This is a genomic window from Cytobacillus sp. FSL R5-0377 (assembly GCF_038004385.1).
Lineage (GTDB): Bacteria > Bacillota > Bacilli > Bacillales > Cytobacillaceae > Cytobacillus.
Genome location: NZ_JBBORA010000001.1, coordinates 3,490,306 through 3,505,756 on the forward strand (window position 1 = coordinate 3,490,306; position 15,451 = coordinate 3,505,756).

18 protein-coding genes and 1 other annotated feature are annotated in these 15,451 nt (G+C 41.6%); all 18 genes read left to right on the forward strand.

Going from position 1 to position 15,451, the window contains the following annotated elements:
* Positions 1 to 16: 16 nt before the first annotated feature.
* On the forward strand, positions 17 to 754 hold the full coding sequence (locus NSQ49_RS17750; RefSeq protein ID WP_341070991.1) for a hypothetical protein: 738 nt from the start codon (positions 17 to 19) through the stop codon (positions 752 to 754).
* 1,439 nt (positions 755 to 2,193) lie between these two features.
* Positions 2,194 to 2,748, forward strand: coding sequence for a recombinase family protein (locus tag NSQ49_RS17755; RefSeq protein ID WP_251284735.1), 555 nt, complete (start codon positions 2,194 to 2,196; stop codon positions 2,746 to 2,748).
* 962 nt (positions 2,749 to 3,710) lie between these two features.
* Entirely contained in the window at positions 3,711 to 3,878 is a 168-nt protein-coding gene (locus NSQ49_RS17760; RefSeq protein ID WP_251284734.1) for a hypothetical protein, read from the forward strand.
* Between the two features lie 15 nt (positions 3,879 to 3,893).
* Positions 3,894 to 4,154 (forward strand): hypothetical protein, encoded by a 261-nt coding sequence (locus NSQ49_RS17765; protein WP_251284733.1) that lies wholly within the window; start codon positions 3,894 to 3,896, stop codon positions 4,152 to 4,154.
* Positions 4,147 to 4,332 (forward strand): hypothetical protein, encoded by a 186-nt coding sequence (locus NSQ49_RS17770; protein WP_251284732.1) that lies wholly within the window; start codon positions 4,147 to 4,149, stop codon positions 4,330 to 4,332. The genes NSQ49_RS17765 and NSQ49_RS17770 overlap by 8 nt, the downstream gene beginning before the upstream one ends.
* A gap of 20 nt (positions 4,333 to 4,352) precedes the next feature.
* Positions 4,353 to 4,796, forward strand: a complete 444-nt coding sequence (locus tag NSQ49_RS17775) for a helix-turn-helix domain-containing protein (protein ID WP_251284731.1) — start codon at positions 4,353 to 4,355, stop codon at positions 4,794 to 4,796.
* Between the two features lie 384 nt (positions 4,797 to 5,180).
* Positions 5,181 to 5,777 (forward strand): hypothetical protein, encoded by a 597-nt coding sequence (locus NSQ49_RS17780; RefSeq protein WP_251284730.1) that lies wholly within the window; start codon positions 5,181 to 5,183, stop codon positions 5,775 to 5,777.
* A 119-nt stretch (positions 5,778 to 5,896) separates the two neighbouring features.
* Positions 5,897 to 6,130 carry a helix-turn-helix domain-containing protein gene (locus NSQ49_RS17785; protein WP_251284729.1) on the forward strand — a complete coding sequence of 78 codons (234 nt, stop codon included), beginning with the start codon at positions 5,897 to 5,899 and terminating at the stop codon, positions 6,128 to 6,130.
* 356 nt (positions 6,131 to 6,486) lie between these two features.
* A complete protein-coding gene (locus tag NSQ49_RS17790; protein WP_251284728.1) occupies positions 6,487 to 6,699 on the forward strand; it encodes a hypothetical protein in 213 nt (70 codons plus the stop codon).
* Positions 6,700 to 6,831: 132 nt separating this feature from the next.
* Positions 6,832 to 6,975 (forward strand): hypothetical protein, encoded by a 144-nt coding sequence (locus tag NSQ49_RS17795; RefSeq protein ID WP_251284727.1) that lies wholly within the window; start codon positions 6,832 to 6,834, stop codon positions 6,973 to 6,975.
* Between the two features lie 166 nt (positions 6,976 to 7,141).
* Positions 7,142 to 7,450 carry a hypothetical protein gene (locus NSQ49_RS17800; RefSeq protein WP_251284726.1) on the forward strand — a complete coding sequence of 103 codons (309 nt, stop codon included), beginning with the start codon at positions 7,142 to 7,144 and terminating at the stop codon, positions 7,448 to 7,450.
* A 2-nt stretch (positions 7,451 to 7,452) separates the two neighbouring features.
* Positions 7,453 to 7,797, forward strand: coding sequence for a hypothetical protein (locus tag NSQ49_RS17805; RefSeq protein ID WP_251284725.1), 345 nt, complete (start codon positions 7,453 to 7,455; stop codon positions 7,795 to 7,797).
* A 44-nt stretch (positions 7,798 to 7,841) separates the two neighbouring features.
* Positions 7,842 to 8,537 carry a hypothetical protein gene (locus tag NSQ49_RS17810; RefSeq protein WP_251284724.1) on the forward strand — a complete coding sequence of 232 codons (696 nt, stop codon included), beginning with the start codon at positions 7,842 to 7,844 and terminating at the stop codon, positions 8,535 to 8,537.
* Positions 8,538 to 8,680: 143 nt separating this feature from the next.
* A complete protein-coding gene (locus NSQ49_RS17815; protein WP_251284723.1) occupies positions 8,681 to 8,986 on the forward strand; it encodes a hypothetical protein in 306 nt (101 codons plus the stop codon).
* Between the two features lie 979 nt (positions 8,987 to 9,965).
* On the forward strand, positions 9,966 to 10,919 hold the full coding sequence (locus NSQ49_RS17820) for a reverse transcriptase family protein (protein ID WP_251284722.1): 954 nt from the start codon (positions 9,966 to 9,968) through the stop codon (positions 10,917 to 10,919).
* Between the two features lie 197 nt (positions 10,920 to 11,116).
* Positions 11,117 to 11,899 (forward strand): zeta toxin family protein, encoded by a 783-nt coding sequence (locus tag NSQ49_RS17825; RefSeq protein WP_341070996.1) that lies wholly within the window; start codon positions 11,117 to 11,119, stop codon positions 11,897 to 11,899.
* Between the two features lie 950 nt (positions 11,900 to 12,849).
* Positions 12,850 to 13,105: a binding site (T-box leader), on the forward strand.
* Between the two features lie 79 nt (positions 13,106 to 13,184).
* Positions 13,185 to 14,906, forward strand: a complete 1,722-nt coding sequence (gene ilvB / locus NSQ49_RS17830; RefSeq protein ID WP_251284720.1) for an acetolactate synthase large subunit — start codon at positions 13,185 to 13,187, stop codon at positions 14,904 to 14,906.
* Positions 14,903 to 15,421: an acetolactate synthase small subunit gene (gene ilvN, locus NSQ49_RS17835; protein ID WP_251284719.1), complete on the forward strand. Its 519-nt coding sequence runs from the start codon at positions 14,903 to 14,905 to the stop codon at positions 15,419 to 15,421. Before ilvB ends, ilvN begins: the two co-directional genes overlap by 4 nt.
* Positions 15,422 to 15,451: the final 30 nt, after the last annotated feature.

Below are 15,451 nucleotides of genomic sequence, written 5' to 3' on the forward strand. Positions count from 1 at the left end.
GTAGGGAGCGATAAGTTTGGCGAGGCAATGTTTATTTTGCGGTGATACTTCTCTTACAAGAGAACATGTTTTTCCTCAGTGGATCTTGGAAGCCCTAGATATTAAAAAGAAAAAGATGGATTCAAGTCATCAGACAATATTTGGTCAAAAGGTATCGGGCCGACCATTAACCTTAAATAAATTTGTTAACGGATTGGTATGTGTTGATTGTAATAATGTATGGTTATCACAACTCGAATCTGCAGTTAAGCCTATTCTATTACCATTACTTAAAGAGGATTTTACTAATGAACCTCTAGTAGCTTTATTGAAGAATAAAGAGACTTTCGCAAAATGGGCTTATAAGACTGTTATTATACTTAACAGGGCTACAAATTTTCATAAGATAATTCCAAGACGACATTATAGGTTATTCCATAGAACTAAACGATTACCTGAAAATACATTTGTAGCTTTTGCAGTAGCCGAAAAACCGGATATTAATTGGGTTCAAACCAAAACAGCAATGATATTAGGGAATGATGCGGAAAGTATAACTAAAAATCCAAGGTATCAAGATATCTACATGATATGTTTGCAGCTAAATAGAGTCCTAATTAAAGTTGCGTATATCCCTTTTTATCATTATAAATACACACCAAGAGAAAATGAAATAGTTTTATTCCCTAACATAATTCGAGGAGAAGTTAAAAAGCCGATTTATTTTAAGGACATATCAGCATATTCGATTCCTGTAAATTTTGAGCAAAAATAAACTTTATTCTAGTGAAGAGAAGAAACTTCCGATCTAAGTAATCCCTTATTTTCTCCTTTTTATACCGGACATAATCGGACGAATAACTTGTGACAGGGACTCGAACGTGCAGTCATGCGAAAATTTTTAGCTATGCATACGCTGTACAAAAAGTTACATTTAACGGAAAGTGGAACGGTGCATATTACTGTATTACTTCGATATATCAAGGACTTAAAAAGATAAAGAACACCGGCGATTTCCGATGTAACCTACGAAAGATTTGCGAAAGAAGTAAGTCTACATAATTCTTAGCAAGACGCTGCCGGGGCGAGAGGCCTTCCGAATGTTAGTGGGACTAAGCAAGATGCAATAATGACATTAATCAAACTTTAAAATTGAAAAAATTTACCGTTATTTGTCTATAATCTTCCAATTACTCTATTAACCTCTATTTTTTACCGTATTTTAGGTTTGACAAAATTGAGTTTGTTCGAACAAGACACGATATGTAGTGTTGTCGAAAATACTTAATACACAATATATTGATTTTGAGGTTAAGGTTATGATAACTTAAAAGTGTGATAGATAGGGGAATCGGTCGTGCCGCGGTATGAAAGAAGGTGGTGCTATGATCGATTTCGATACTATGATTAATGCAGGTATATTTCTTGTTGCATTATTATCGTACATCAAAGAAGACGCAAATTAAAAAAGGTAATCTCCGAAGTCCATTTCGAAAAAGATTACCCGTTGGTATCGACCGGTCGAACGATCGATCACTATTGCCGCAAGTGTTCCCAGCACTGGCGGTTTTTATTTGATTACATCATATCAAATAATGTTCGCTCCTTGCAACAGTTTGTTATGTCTCAAAAAGGAATTGACCGCATGCTTTACCGGTTACATTACGAGACTTGCGCTTAAATGGGTTAGATATGCTCGGTGAACTTGATACTTCGTTTAGAAAGCAAGTCCGTTGATACGCAACCCTTGAGTCCACCGTATACTTGCGATAATGTTCGGTAATTACTTACGGTTACTCCCTCAAGTTTTAAAATTTTTATGGGAAATTTCTTGGAGTAGAGACGTTGACTGCGTCAGCACGTTTAAAGCAAGTTGGGAATCCGTTCGACCCTCAAGGTTTTAGATTTTAACTCATATTTTTTAACAGCCGGCACGGGGATTTCTGCGCGACCGCCCCGGGGCTTACTTCGTATTAATACCGATTTTATGCTCATATCATTTTATACATCGAACATAACGGCAGCAGACGGATACCAGGCGCAACCGTCTATTAAACGAAAGTTTTATGTACTGCGAATAATGCCCGTTTCTCACCCGTCTATAAACTCATACAACCGTCTATAAACTCGTTTATAATTCATAGTTGACACCGTCCATACGTTTAATATACGATTGTGGTAGAAACTAACGAATGTAATCGGAGGTAATCAATTATGAAAATTGGATATGCACGGGTATCAACGAAAGACCAATCGTTGGACTTGCAAAACGATGCGTTACGTAAGGAAGGTGTAGAACGGATATATGCCGAGAAGGAATCAGGAGGTAAGTGGGAACGTAAGGAACTACACCGTATGTTAGACAACTTACGTCCTGGCGATACTTTAATCGTTTATAAACTCGATAGGCTCGCGAGGTCAACGAAGCAATTAATCGAAATAGCTGAGCGGTTGGAAGCGGAAGGCGTAGAGCTAGTAAGCTTAAACGAGAAGTTAGACACGCGTACGGCAATCGGCAAAGCGATGTTTGGCATGATTGGCGTTATGGCGGAATTAGAACGGGATATGATACGCGAACGAACTACCGCAGGCTTACAAGCTGCGCGCGCAAGAGGTCGAAGAGGAGGACGTCCTAAAGCGGATCCCGAGAAGGTAACCAAGGCACTCGAACTGTACGACAAAGGAGAATTAACGGTGCCTCAAATAACGGAACAGACAGGTATTTCGAAAGCATTACTATACAAGGAATTAAATAAGCGGAAAAAGTAAGCGGAGGTCTAATGACTTCCGTTTTTTCGTTTGCTGCCGTTTGCCCCCCCTGATATTTTGACCCCGTCCGTCCAATGAACGGCTTGCCCGGGAATTAACGGATGCTCAACGTTGTGATTTCGCTAAATGTGCAATTGTGGGTACTCGGTTATTTTCTGAGTATTTCCCTTCATATATCGTTTTAGCCGAGTTCCTTCTTATGTGAATTTTTTCACGTATTTTGGCCGTTAGAATAACGTTGTTCTACCGTTACACAAACGAGTGATGATCGGGTGCTGCCGAAAAACTTTCGTTTAAAAATGTGCAATCAAATGTCCCACAATTGACAACAAAATTGGTTCGTATAAGTGTAGGTTAAAAAAATCCGATACCATGGTCCACAAACGGGCGTTAAGTTGGTTCCTATAAGTGAGGGCATCTTTTTCCGGTGGTCCACGAACGGATACTTTTGGTCTATTAGTAATTGAGGACGAAATGTCCCACGAACGGACGCTTTTGACGTATTAGTAATTGTACGGCAAAAAATCTAACGGAATTAAAGGAGGCGGTAACGGTGAGCACGATGCATCTAACGGGTGACCTAGTTCGGTTCTTGCGTATCAATGTCAACAAGCAGTCACAACGAGCGTTCGGCAAAGCCATCGGGTTCAGCTATGTGTACGTTTGTCAAATCGAGACAGGCGTTGTGCCGATGACTGCGCGGTTCGAAAGAGCGGTAATCAATACGCTAGGACTTACGGAAGACGACGTAATGAAGTACCAACGAATTATAAACGAAATCAATTAAAGGGAGCGATGTATCAATGGGTTTATTCAGTTGGAAATGCGCAGTAAGCGGGGAGTCAGTAGCGAGTAAGTATGCGGGGAGAAAGGCGGATCAATCCAAGTGTTATCTGGTCACGCCAAGCAAAACGTATTATGAGACGTCATACGAAGGGTACGGAAGCTTCGGGGGCGCCGATGTGTACGAGTTATTAGGCGAAGGTGACCGCGATAAAGGTATTGACGATTATTTCAACGGCAAGCCAGTGTTTAACGTTAAAGTCGTGTTAGCCGAACACTACACGGGGCAGGCGTATGGCGAGTTACAGGAATCGGAGCAATGCGAATACCAAGGATTCTTTTACTGACGAGGGGGTTAAATAATGGCAAAACTGAGAACCTATGAAATCAAGTACCGTCCGCACATAGCTTACGACTTCGCTGAGGGAGAGTCAGAACGTTGTTTGGTCACAAGTGACAAATTGTACACTGCAACAGTGCGGGAGTTCAACAGGGAGTTGGCGAAAGCTAGGCTCGCATTAAACGTATTCAGAGAGAACCTTGACAACCCGTACGGACATGCAATCGCAATGAGTGCCGTCAGGTTCATCGAATCGATCAAGGAGGTGACAAAGAATGCCTGACCGCAAGGTAATTTTATCGCTACACATTGCAAACGAATTAGTTCAACTGGGGTTCCCGATTATCGAGGTGAAGCCGTCAACACGGGTTAAAGGTCGGGCAGCGTTCATTTTTGCGCTGACTCCGGCATTTAGCGAGGCATTAGCCGAAATATCTAAACGCAGGAATATCAACTTATAAAACACTAGAGGAGCGATACTATGAGCCAACAAAAGATCGAAATCAAAGGAACCGGAAAAGTATTTAATAAGAAAGAAAAACAGAGCGACACATTCTTTGTGAAGATGCCGTCAGACCTAATGCACTACGTACACATTCCAGGATATGAACCCGAGTACAACTATCTCTATACGATACTGGTCGATTACTATAACCCGGACCAAGGGTACGCATACCCGACAGAGCCACAGATTTGCCGAAAGTACGGTAAGAAAGAGAAAGCTGTCCGGAGGCACTTGGCAGTACTGGAACGTGTGGGACTCATAAAGTCGTCTAAACCAAAGGCGAATAAGATATATGTCCCGTACCAACCGTTGTCGAAAGAGGAGTTATTCGAGAAGTGTCCGGAGGCGCGTCGAAGTTACTTAGACTACGTCAAGGCTGAGGACGCGGAGAAAGCTCGAGACAGACGTGGTAAGTCGTGACGTACCGGTCATTCTTGGACATACGTACCGGTCAAAGTGGGGAAAATGTACCGGTCACCAATGACCGTATAACTAGATTTAAGTAACTAGATTTACGTAACTAGATTTAAAAACCTTTACAAGCGCATTCAAATGCAACTACGTTCGCTAAAGCTCACTCGGCATAACCTTACTTCGTAAGAACATGCATAAGCATATGACCGATAATAAGAGCATGTATACATTTTCGTCCGATAACAAGTACATGTATACGTTGGTAAAAGAACGAGTGTAAACGAGTATACAATTGTGTTGGCGCTGGACGCGCTATATGTTCGTTATTGCGTACAAAAATGTTAGCTGTTGGCAACATCAACTATAAACCAACGAAGGAGACGATTGTAAATGTTCAGTCAAGAAGTAATTGAAATCATATCAAGAGGTATCGGGGACAGCGGTAAGGGGCGCGAGTTACACGACAAAGACCCTGGCTCGGGTGCTATCGAATACGCAAGGCAATTCGTTGAAGGTACGGACGACAGGCTCGAGATGTTATCAATTCTATCGGAGTTACTCGACGGTCAGCTTCACGATCCAGAGGACAAGCGCGTAAAGCGTTGTGACTACTGCGGGTACTATTGGCGCGACGAATCCAAGCGAAACAACAGGAGAACTTGTTCAGACGAGTGTAAGACAGCGATCAAGACGCTACAGAAACGTAAGCAGCGCGAGCGTCAGGAATTGTTAGACCCGAAGCCGAGGAAACGCAAGTTATCGGATGACTACGTGGATTGGATCGAGTATCCGTATTGGACTAATGAGTACTCAATGCTAAAAGTCGGATGGAAACATGAGCCGCCTCGCAAAGAACCTACGCTTGACTTCGTTGAGGCTCATCGGGGAATATGGGGCGACGGGAACAGGAGGAAAACATACGTTAACTACGACGAAAGTGAGGCTGAGGAAAGCTATGATTCGTACAATTGGAACGACCGGTTTTAAACTGGCGACAAAAAAGTATAAGTGTAAAGGTAGTTCGTAGGTTGGTCGGCTCCCTGCGGACTTCACTTTTTTATGGAGTGATACCTACGAAATTAATAGATAAGAAAGGGTGAACGATTATGATGAAACCGGAAGGGTTAAAAGCCTATCGCAAGTTACTCGGAATGTCTCGAAAAGAGTTCGGCTTAAAGGTCGGCTATAACGAGCATTATATTTATCTATTGGAAACCGGACGAAACGAAATCACTGAAAAGACTGACCGGCAAATCCGTAAATACCTCGATGCTGAACGGGAGTCGTTCACCGAAATCATTCTAACAGCATCGGACGCCTTAAGAGGTTTTGAAACGTGATGCACTATTATTCGGGCAATCGGGAGCACGCCGAGAAGAAACGTATTTACGTCGCTTCTAAGCGAGAAATGATCCATTGGCTACTCGAAGGAAAACTCCATGTATTCAAGTGGACAAATCAAGCACAGTGGATCGGTGACGCAACGATAGCCGGTGAAGGGCGGATTAAAACGTTAGCCGACGCCAAGCAATTGTACTGCGATAATGACGGAGTATACCGACTTGAATAGGACCTAACAAGGTCTTTTTATTATGGGGAAAATACAGAACGAATGTTTACTTCCGGTTGGACTACGGAGCATCTCCGCCGTAGGAGGAAAGCAAACGTTAATTAACCACATAACGGGGGCTACCGCATGAGCAATCGAATCTGGAAATACGAAAAGGGTTGGCTTTGCGGCTACACGGAAGATCGCGAGCTAATCCGGAGAATCAAACGTAACCGCAAAGACTGGTCGATTATGGCCGACTACTTTCGAGGTAATCGGCTTATTGGCGTTCAGTTTAAAATACCCGCTGAACAACGTCGTGGAGCCGAAAGAGCATTCGACACCGTGACAGAAAAATAAGGAATAGAGACGATTACAGGCGTTTTAAGTCGATCGGGTATAAACACCCTCGGACGTCAAAACAAACGCTTATTTGTCGTGTTTTCAACTAAAAACCTGTTATATACGGACACTTTTAAAGGGGGAAACGATATGCAAATCAAGCCACGAAACAAACGCAGGCGCAAACAGCGCAAGCCCCAATCGATGGTCATACCGATTCAAGAGCTTTTACCGATTGAAATCGTAAAGGGGCTGAGATTAATTGGCGCTAAAAAATGTAAAAATCGAGCCTAAACCGGAACGTAAGAAACACGAGGATTACGATGTTTGGTCGAAATCATCGGATATCACCGCGTTTAACCTCTACGAGCAGACATGGGAAACGTTAGTTGTCGAAGGGTTGTCGAGGTTATTTGACGGCCGAGCCGACTTTGAGCTACAGGTCAGGAGGAGATGAAACGTGTGGGGCAAGGAAAAACACGTAGAGCACACACCGGAGGAACTAGACGGGAAGGTCACGGCAAGCATCGTAGTGAACGCAGTCGACCGTCAAACCCGCACGGCAAAAATCGTCATCATCGAAAAGCAAACTGAGCAAACGGTATTCAAGGCCGAGTTTACCACGCGTCTCAACGAGCGCCTCGCATTCGAATCAGCAAGGGACATCGTTAAGGCGTTCGTGCGGGCAAACGATTATTATATCGATCTTGAAACCACCAACGTTGAGATACCGGTCGTACGGACAATAAATCACAAAAGGAGTCGATAGCAATGAGTGAAAAGTTATTTACGCAGGAAGAGGTTAATCAGATTATCAAGGAACGAGTAGCCCGAGAAAAGCGCAGTTTTGAACGAGAAATCGAGGAAGTAAGGTCGGGGGCGCACTTAGACACTCCGGATTATAAAGCGATGTACCTGGACGCGTTCAAACGCACATCAATACAGGGCGCGGGGTTTCCGATGGACAAAATCGACAGCTATCTAAAGTACATTAAGGGTGACAGCGAAGACGAAATCAAGCGTGAAATTGCGGAACTTGCGCAGGCAGCAGGCGTAAACAGTGCAGGCAACGGACAGGGCAAGTCGTCGAAGTCTGGAACATGGAATCCATTTTAAGTAAACGCTAGTAAACTAACAAAATTCGAAAGGGAGCGATTTATATGGCAGAACAACGAGTATTCTTATTTAAAAATGAGGGCGAGTTCAATCAGCATCAAGTTTACAAGATGGGCAACAAAGAGGCACAGCGATTGGTCGATAAGGGTGTGGCTACTCCGGTTCAACTCGGTGAGTACGATAACTACCGCAAGAAGGCGCAAGACCTAGCGAAACAGTTTAAGAAAGCCGAACAAAAAATCAAGGACTCGGATGATCCCCGTAATACTGCCGATGTCAAAGCGTACGAGTTGAAAAAGCTGGCGGAACAATATAAGACGAACAGCCAAGCGCTTGAAGCCGAATACCGTGAGTACCGAGCAAAGGCACTCGATGAAGCGCGTACCAAGTCGGCAAGAGCGAAGGTAGTCATTACAGACAGCGACAAGGCAACGGCTGAACAGTTAGCCAACCGTTTAGCACTGAACGCTCAAATAGCGATTAGTGATGCGGACAAAGCGAGGTTTGCGGATGAAGCAGCCGACACAATCAAGCGCTTAACAGATGAACAGCGTACGGCACTACAAGGGTACATCGGCAATGTGCTCGACAGCGTTAAAGACGACAAGCAACGACGTAAGCTAGTCAGCGCTGTAAGGGACGTTCGCAACCTCGATCTTTTATCGGCCAAGGTAGCCGAACAGTTACCGAGTAATTGTAACATCGAGTACCGCCAAATAAAAGCAGTTAGACGTTGGTAACGAAATTGCCCCGTTCGAACAGCTAGAGCCGGAGGGGTAACGAGTAGTCGGTCACTCTAGGACGTCGAGACGAACCGACAATTAGGCGAGGCTAAGCGCCTCGCCAAAAATCAAACTTACAAATGGAAAAGGGGAAATGAAATATGATTAACGTAAATATCGAATACTACGAGTATCAATCAACGCCGTTCGGACATGGTTATAGAACAATGTATGCAGATGGAGTCAACGGAAAACAGTACGCAGTTGATTCAATAGGAATGAATCCGGTTGACTTCATCGAGGTAGCCGTTAAAGAGGTCGTTAAGACAATCATTGCTAACAACGGAGCAGCCGAAGCAATCACGGTAAACTTACCGGCTGAAATTGTTTTAAGTGCCGGACTTCAAACGCACATAAGCGAGAAGTTCATGGCTGATCCACTCGTTACAAGTCTAACGTTTAGCTAACGAATAAGACACAGGAGCCTCTTAAACGGGGGCTTACGTGGCTCCCGTCTCTTTTTTACTTAAAACGTCAAATAATGATGTAAGTTCCGGACCTTACAGTAACCCTTAATATTCGAATCAACGTATGTATATCGGACAAAGCCGTTATTGACCGTTATTGTATCAACTGCTGCCCCGTGAAATGTGTTCCGCAATTGGCCTTTTGTTTTGTAAAAAAGTAAGCGTAGCTGTGCGTCAGAATTCGCAGTCCGCAATTTCTCATTAAGCTCATCCCTGGTCATTTAACCAACTCCTTCTTTATACCTATTCGCTACGTATGGTTGACACCCTTGTGACTACTTTGTGAACAATTATAGGAAGGGAAGCACATAATTAGATGATAAGGGAAAAGTATATATTGTAGGGAGGATTATGAATATATTAAATAAAACTATTAATATGGACATTTTTGAGTTGATAAAATATGGGAAACTAGTATAATATGAAATTATGGGTATTTAGTAGGAACTTCCTCTGCATGAATCTTTTGCCTTTATGGCGGTAATGTAGTTGGGATCTGTTCGTCGAACTCCTCCGTAGTAAGAAGTCGGCAACACCCGGCAAACGCAATCCGTATAACTATGCGTAATTGAATACGCAGAGGGCACGTTTTGCTAATTAGGTAAGAGCTGAGCGACTCATTTCCGAAATCACTTCCACAAAATATCGCAGAGGGCAGGCTTAACAGCCTGGAAATTTTGGGAGGTGGAATTATGAATGATACTCGTATGAGTCGTAGGGAGAAAAAACAGAAAAAGTCTATAACGTTCTTAAAGTCTTTCCGTTTATGGACAAGTATCGTCGGTAGTTATGCAGCTATCGAGTTTGGTCTCCGTATACTTAAAAAACTGTCTTACTATCTTTATAACATGACAGATTTTTTGATTAGTGTGTTTACAAAATTCAGCTCTTATCTTAATTATTTTAATGAGGTTTTTAAATGGACTATCAAGAATGTAAATTATACGGTATTAGCAATAAAAAATATTTATCTGAATTATTGCATATCGAGGCTTTTAAACTGAAAGACATTGACCGTTATTTCTCCACGGATTTTTACATTTCCAAGAATCGGAACAAAGCGAGGCATATTTATCCCCCTAAGCCTAATTATAAAAAGATATTAAAAAGGTTGAATTGGTATTTGTCGAGGATTCATGTTCCAGATTTTGTTAACGGTGGAGTTAAAAATAAAAGTTATGTAATGAATGGTTTAGGCCACATCAATAGTAAGCACTTTTTACTTTTAGATATTAAAAATTTTTACCCATCAACCTCCGATTTTTTTGTTAACAGGTTTTTTAAGAATAGATTAAATATGTCAACAGACATAGCGAAGATATGTACTCTACTTGTAACAGAACCGCATCCTTTGAACGATAATTATAGGCATTTACCTCAAGGCTACCCCACTAGTTCTCTACTTAGCTTTTTAGTTTATAGTGACATGTACATTCATTTATACAATTACGCAATGCAAAATAATATTACTTTTACTTGTTTTGTAGATGATTTAACCTTTTCATCTGATGATTATATTAGCAAGTCTTTTAAGAGAAATATTAATAAAATTGTTAGGCGATATAACCTTGAAATAAACAGTGGAAAGACAATGCATAGAAGAATTAACAAAGGTATTAATATTACGGGTACATATATTAAAGAAAACAAGCTGTTTGCTCCAAATCGTCTACAAAAAGATATGAGTATTGCTTTTTCAGAACTATGTGCTGCATACGAAGCAAATCCCAAAGACATTAACCGGTTGAATTTACTCTGCAACCAACTACAAGGCTATATAGTTAACGTTAAGTTAATTGAGGAAGCAAAATCGTTGGATTACATGCAAAATATGATAACTAAGGTGAGAAGATTTATAAGGAATAAAGTATAGTATATACGCTTTGCGTTAATGTACTGTACTTTTTTTATTGTTAAAACTATTTCAAGGCGAATGTTCTATTCATGACGTGTTCAGGTTATACAGACTTAACAAGAATTTCTATTTTTTATTACAAAAATATTTCTATTCTTGAAGTATATGGTAATATTAAAGTAGATAACTTGTTTTGGCGGAAAGAGGGGATATATTTGGAAACTACTAAGCAACTTTATTATAGAAACGATAGTTACATTCCTCTAAGAGAAGAATTGCATGGCCGTATAATTGAAGAGGCTTTGAGAGAAGCTTGTTCTAATGAAACTGAACCTTATGGCACATTAATTGGCGGAGGCTCTGGATCGGGGAAAAGTAGTGTTATCGCAAAGCTATTAATCAGCGGGCAAGAGGAGGAAGAAGAGGAAGGTGCTGGTACAGTTTTAATAGATTGTGATAAAATCAAGCTACAACTACCTGAGTATCAAAGTATGATAGACTCTGATGATGAAGTGGATGTCGAAGCGGCTGCTGCTTATGTGCATGATGAAAGCAGTGATATCGCTGAAAAACTGCTTCAAGCCTGCATATTGAGCAAAAGGAATTTCATCTATGATGGAACCATGAAGAATTTCGTCAAATATGACGCAATTATTAAGAAACTGAAAATGAGTGGCTATTCTGTCTTGGCTTTTGCTGTAGATGTTCCAATTGATGTTGCTTTAGAACGTATAAAAATTAGGGCGGAAGCGGAGAAGCGTCATGTTAATCCGGAAATAGCGATTGAATCCCATTTGCGTTTTGTTCAAACGTTTTTGCGTCTTAAAGAACTGTTTGACGAGTATACTCTATTTGACAATACAGGTGATGAAGTGGAAGTCATTGCTTATAAGGATGAAGATGGAACGGAACACATTGTAAACCCGGTTCGTTACCAACAATTCGCCTCAAAGAGAAAATTAATGTCGGAAAGCTTACACCAATTTAATGATAAATGATTATAATGGTATAAATAGGATACTAAAAAGAGCTTAAACAGGGAATAATGGGGTAAAGGTAAAATATAAATATAATAATAAACATAGTGGAAGGTGAATATAATGAGAAACAAAAACATGAGAGCCTTCATCGTAGCGAATAGCAAAGAACATATCAAAAAGATAAAAGAAGATAATGAGAAACTTTTAGCAAAAAAGAAACAGAACAGCAAACTTATTGCTACACGATAAAAGTTTAACGGAAAAGGACGGGCATTTTGCCGTCTTTTTTCTTTCTGTTAGCATATTTAGTTGTCTGAGAAATGCCTCACAATGAAAATAACTCTCCTTAATAGAACTTCCCGTCTATTTCGACACAGCGTACTTAATCGAAATGGATTGACGGATACCAACATATAATGGTAAGATTGCGTTAACCGGTCGAGTTCGTTCAATGACCGATTCAACTTACGTATAGGCCAACGTTTTGTACCTAACGTTTATGAGCAATCGGGAGTTCGAATCTCTCCTGGGACGCCATTTACACATCTGGAAACACTACATATCTTACCGAACTTTTACTCACCTTTTTGGTGGGTTTTTTTGTTTTTATCAAGTTTGTACGTCGGGAACCTCTTAGTATGTTTTTAATAGCCTCTATAATCCTCATCAAATCTGTTATCTCCCTTATTAAAAATATAAAAATTTTTTGTCCCAAGGAATGTGAATATATCAACAATGTAAGCGTATACACAAAAACAGATTAATCAAAATTATCTAACAATTCGCTAAAAGGGTGTTGACGGCAGGTGAAAATGGGCGTAAGATAGTCCTCAATATAAGAAATTCACATCATCAATTAAACAAACTTCATCTTAGTGAAATCTATCTAGCTATGAAATTTCGAGTTTTTTTAACTGTAAAATTCAATGGTTTAAAGCGTTGTTGTGTTGAAGTTGAATCACAGAATAGGAAAAGCGTAGAAGAGGATAAGTAGTTTTATGACAGGCATTCACAGAGAGCCGGATCTGCTGAAACCCGGTAATGCCTTCATAAAATGAACTCACCTCTGAGCGCAGTCCTGAAAGATGACCGACTAGGGGCTGCCGGGTGTTCTTCACCCGTTATCAAAACGAACAGCATATTGCTGTTCATGAGTGCACGCATCATAAGCGTGAATCAGGGTGGTACCGTGGAACAGGTGATCAAAGCCTTTTCATCCCTTATACCTACAATCGTTGGGTTTCTTTAGGGGTGGAAGGGCTTTTTATATTGGAGTTTTAAAACAAGGGGAGGTTATCAACAAATGCTGCAGGAAGCTGCCTTAACAGAAACAAAAACGGAGACACATCCTGTCACCGGCGCTGATCTGTTATTAAAAGCCTTGGAGAAAGAAAATGTTGAAGTGATTTTTGGTTATCCTGGAGGAGCGGTCCTTCCGCTTTATGACAAACTGTATCATTCAAAGATTCTTCATGTGCTGCCGCGTCATGAACAGGGAGGAATTCATGCTGCTGAAGGGTATGCCAGGATATCTGGAAAGCCGGGTGTCGTGATTGCCACTTCGGGGCCGGGAGCCACTAATATTGTTACCGGTCTTGCAGACGCAATGATGGATTCACTGCCGCTGATTGTTTTTACAGGCCAGGTGGCAACGGGAGTCATTGGATCAGACGCCTTTCAGGAGGCTGATATCCTGGGGATAACCACTCCAATTACAAAATACAATTATCAGGTCCGCAGCATTGAAGATATCCCGAGAATCGTTAAAGAAGCTTTTTATATAGCTTCCACCGGCAGGCCGGGTCCAGTTCTTATCGATATTCCCAAGGATATCGCTGCAGGAATTACAGCTCAGCCTGAGGACGAAAAGGAAGTGAATCTGCCGGGATATCAGCCAACATTAAAACCAAATTACCTGCAAATAAGGAAATTAACTGAAGCAGTCAGCAGATCGAAGAAGCCCGTCATTTTGGCTGGTGCCGGTGTGCTTCATGGCAGAGCATCCAAAGAGTTAAAAGAGTATGCAGAGCAGCAGCAGATTCCTGTTATCCACACTCTTCTGGGCCTCGGCGGATTTCCTGCTAACCATCCATTATTCATCGGTATGGCAGGAATGCATGGCTGTTATGCGGCCAATATGGGACTTACGGAATGTGATTTGCTGATAAATATCGGAGCCCGGTTTGATGATAGACTAACAGGGAATTTACAGCATTTCGCACCACATGCAACAGTCGCCCATATTGATATTGACCCAGCAGAAATCGGCAAAAATGTTCCTACGTCCATTCCAATCGTTGCAGATGCAAAAGAAGCACTTGAAGAGCTGATTCTGCAGGTTGGAAAACCTCCGGCCCATAAAGAATGGATGGAAACCATCCAAAGGTGGCAGGAGGAATATCCATATTACTATGATAAAGAATCAGAACGGCTGAAACCCCAGAAGGTCATGGAAATGCTTCATTCAAAAACGGAAGGGAATGCCATCGTCGTAACAGATGTAGGACAGCATCAAATGTGGGCAGCCCAATACTATCGCTTTAATAATGCTGACAGATGGGTGACTTCAGGAGGGCTTGGGACAATGGGATTTGGTTTTCCGGCAAGCATTGGAGCGCAGCTGGCTGACCCGGAAGCATGCGTCCTCGCCATTTGCGGTGACGGAGGATTCCAAATGTCAACACAGGAGCTTGCTATTATCCAGGAACTGAATCTGCCGGTAAAAATCATAATATTCAATAATATGGCCCTTGGCATGGTCCGGCAATGGCAGGAGATCTTTTATGAATCACGTTTCTCACACAGCAAAATCCCTGTACAGCCATCTTTCGTAAAATTGGCAGAAGCTTACGGGATAAAAGGATATGTCGTTCAATCTGAAGGTGAAGCTGAAGAGGTGCTGGATGAAGTGCTTCATAACCGTGAACCGGTGCTAATCGATTTCAGGGTTGATTCGGATGAAAATGTGTATCCGATGATTGCACCAGGAAAAGGACTTCATGAAATGGCAGGTGTAAAACCATGAAACGAATCATATGCCTGACTGTGATGAATCGGCCAGGTGTTCTAAACAGAATTACTAATCTATTTTCCAAAAGAAACTTTAATATTGAGAGCATTTCAGTTGGCTTGTCAGAACATGAAGGGATGTCGCGCATCACTTGTGTGGTCCATGTTGAAGACTCCGGTGCCAGTGAGCAAATTACAAAACAACTGAACAAGCAAATCGATGTAATAAAGGTCACTGATATCACGGATCAGTCGATTGTCGCAAGAGAGCTTGCCCTTATTAAAGTTCAGGCAGTCCCATATACAAGAAATGAAATTTACTCTTTAATTGAACCTTTCAGAGCTTCTGTTATAGATGTCAGCAAGGATAGCATGACTGTTCAGATTACAGGTGAATCTGATAAAGTAGAAGCTTTCATTGATCTCATTAAACCATATGGCATCAAAGAGCTAGCCCGGACGGGAACAACAGCATTCCCTAGAGGAACACAGCGTCCATCCCAGCAGACCAAATCATATTCTATAGTTTAATTTCGCTAAAAATAAAAACTTTAATCGGAG

Bases quoted from the DNA above. Each gene is read 5' to 3' on its own strand.
- NSQ49_RS17790 (WP_251284728.1), top strand. From the start codon at position 6,487: ATGAGCAATCGAATCTGGAAATACGAAAAGGGTTGGCTTTGCGGCTAC.
- NSQ49_RS17755 (WP_251284735.1), top strand. From the start codon at position 2,194: ATGAAAATTGGATATGCACGGGTATCAACGAAAGACCAATCGTTGGAC.
- NSQ49_RS17820 (WP_251284722.1), top strand. From the start codon at position 9,966: ATGGACTATCAAGAATGTAAATTATACGGTATTAGCAATAAAAAATAT.
- NSQ49_RS17810 (WP_251284724.1), top strand. From the start codon at position 7,842: ATGGCAGAACAACGAGTATTCTTATTTAAAAATGAGGGCGAGTTCAAT.
- NSQ49_RS17795 (WP_251284727.1), top strand. From the start codon at position 6,832: ATGCAAATCAAGCCACGAAACAAACGCAGGCGCAAACAGCGCAAGCCC.
- NSQ49_RS17785 (WP_251284729.1), top strand. From the start codon at position 5,897: ATGATGAAACCGGAAGGGTTAAAAGCCTATCGCAAGTTACTCGGAATG.
- NSQ49_RS17815 (WP_251284723.1), top strand. From the start codon at position 8,681: ATGATTAACGTAAATATCGAATACTACGAGTATCAATCAACGCCGTTC.
- ilvN (WP_251284719.1), top strand. From the start codon at position 14,903: ATGAAACGAATCATATGCCTGACTGTGATGAATCGGCCAGGTGTTCTA.
- NSQ49_RS17805 (WP_251284725.1), top strand. From the start codon at position 7,453: ATGAGTGAAAAGTTATTTACGCAGGAAGAGGTTAATCAGATTATCAAG.
- NSQ49_RS17765 (WP_251284733.1), top strand. From the start codon at position 3,894: ATGGCAAAACTGAGAACCTATGAAATCAAGTACCGTCCGCACATAGCT.
- ilvB (WP_251284720.1), top strand. From the start codon at position 13,185: ATGCTGCAGGAAGCTGCCTTAACAGAAACAAAAACGGAGACACATCCT.
- NSQ49_RS17780 (WP_251284730.1), top strand. From the start codon at position 5,181: ATGTTCAGTCAAGAAGTAATTGAAATCATATCAAGAGGTATCGGGGAC.
- NSQ49_RS17775 (WP_251284731.1), top strand. From the start codon at position 4,353: ATGAGCCAACAAAAGATCGAAATCAAAGGAACCGGAAAAGTATTTAAT.
- NSQ49_RS17770 (WP_251284732.1), top strand. From the start codon at position 4,147: ATGCCTGACCGCAAGGTAATTTTATCGCTACACATTGCAAACGAATTA.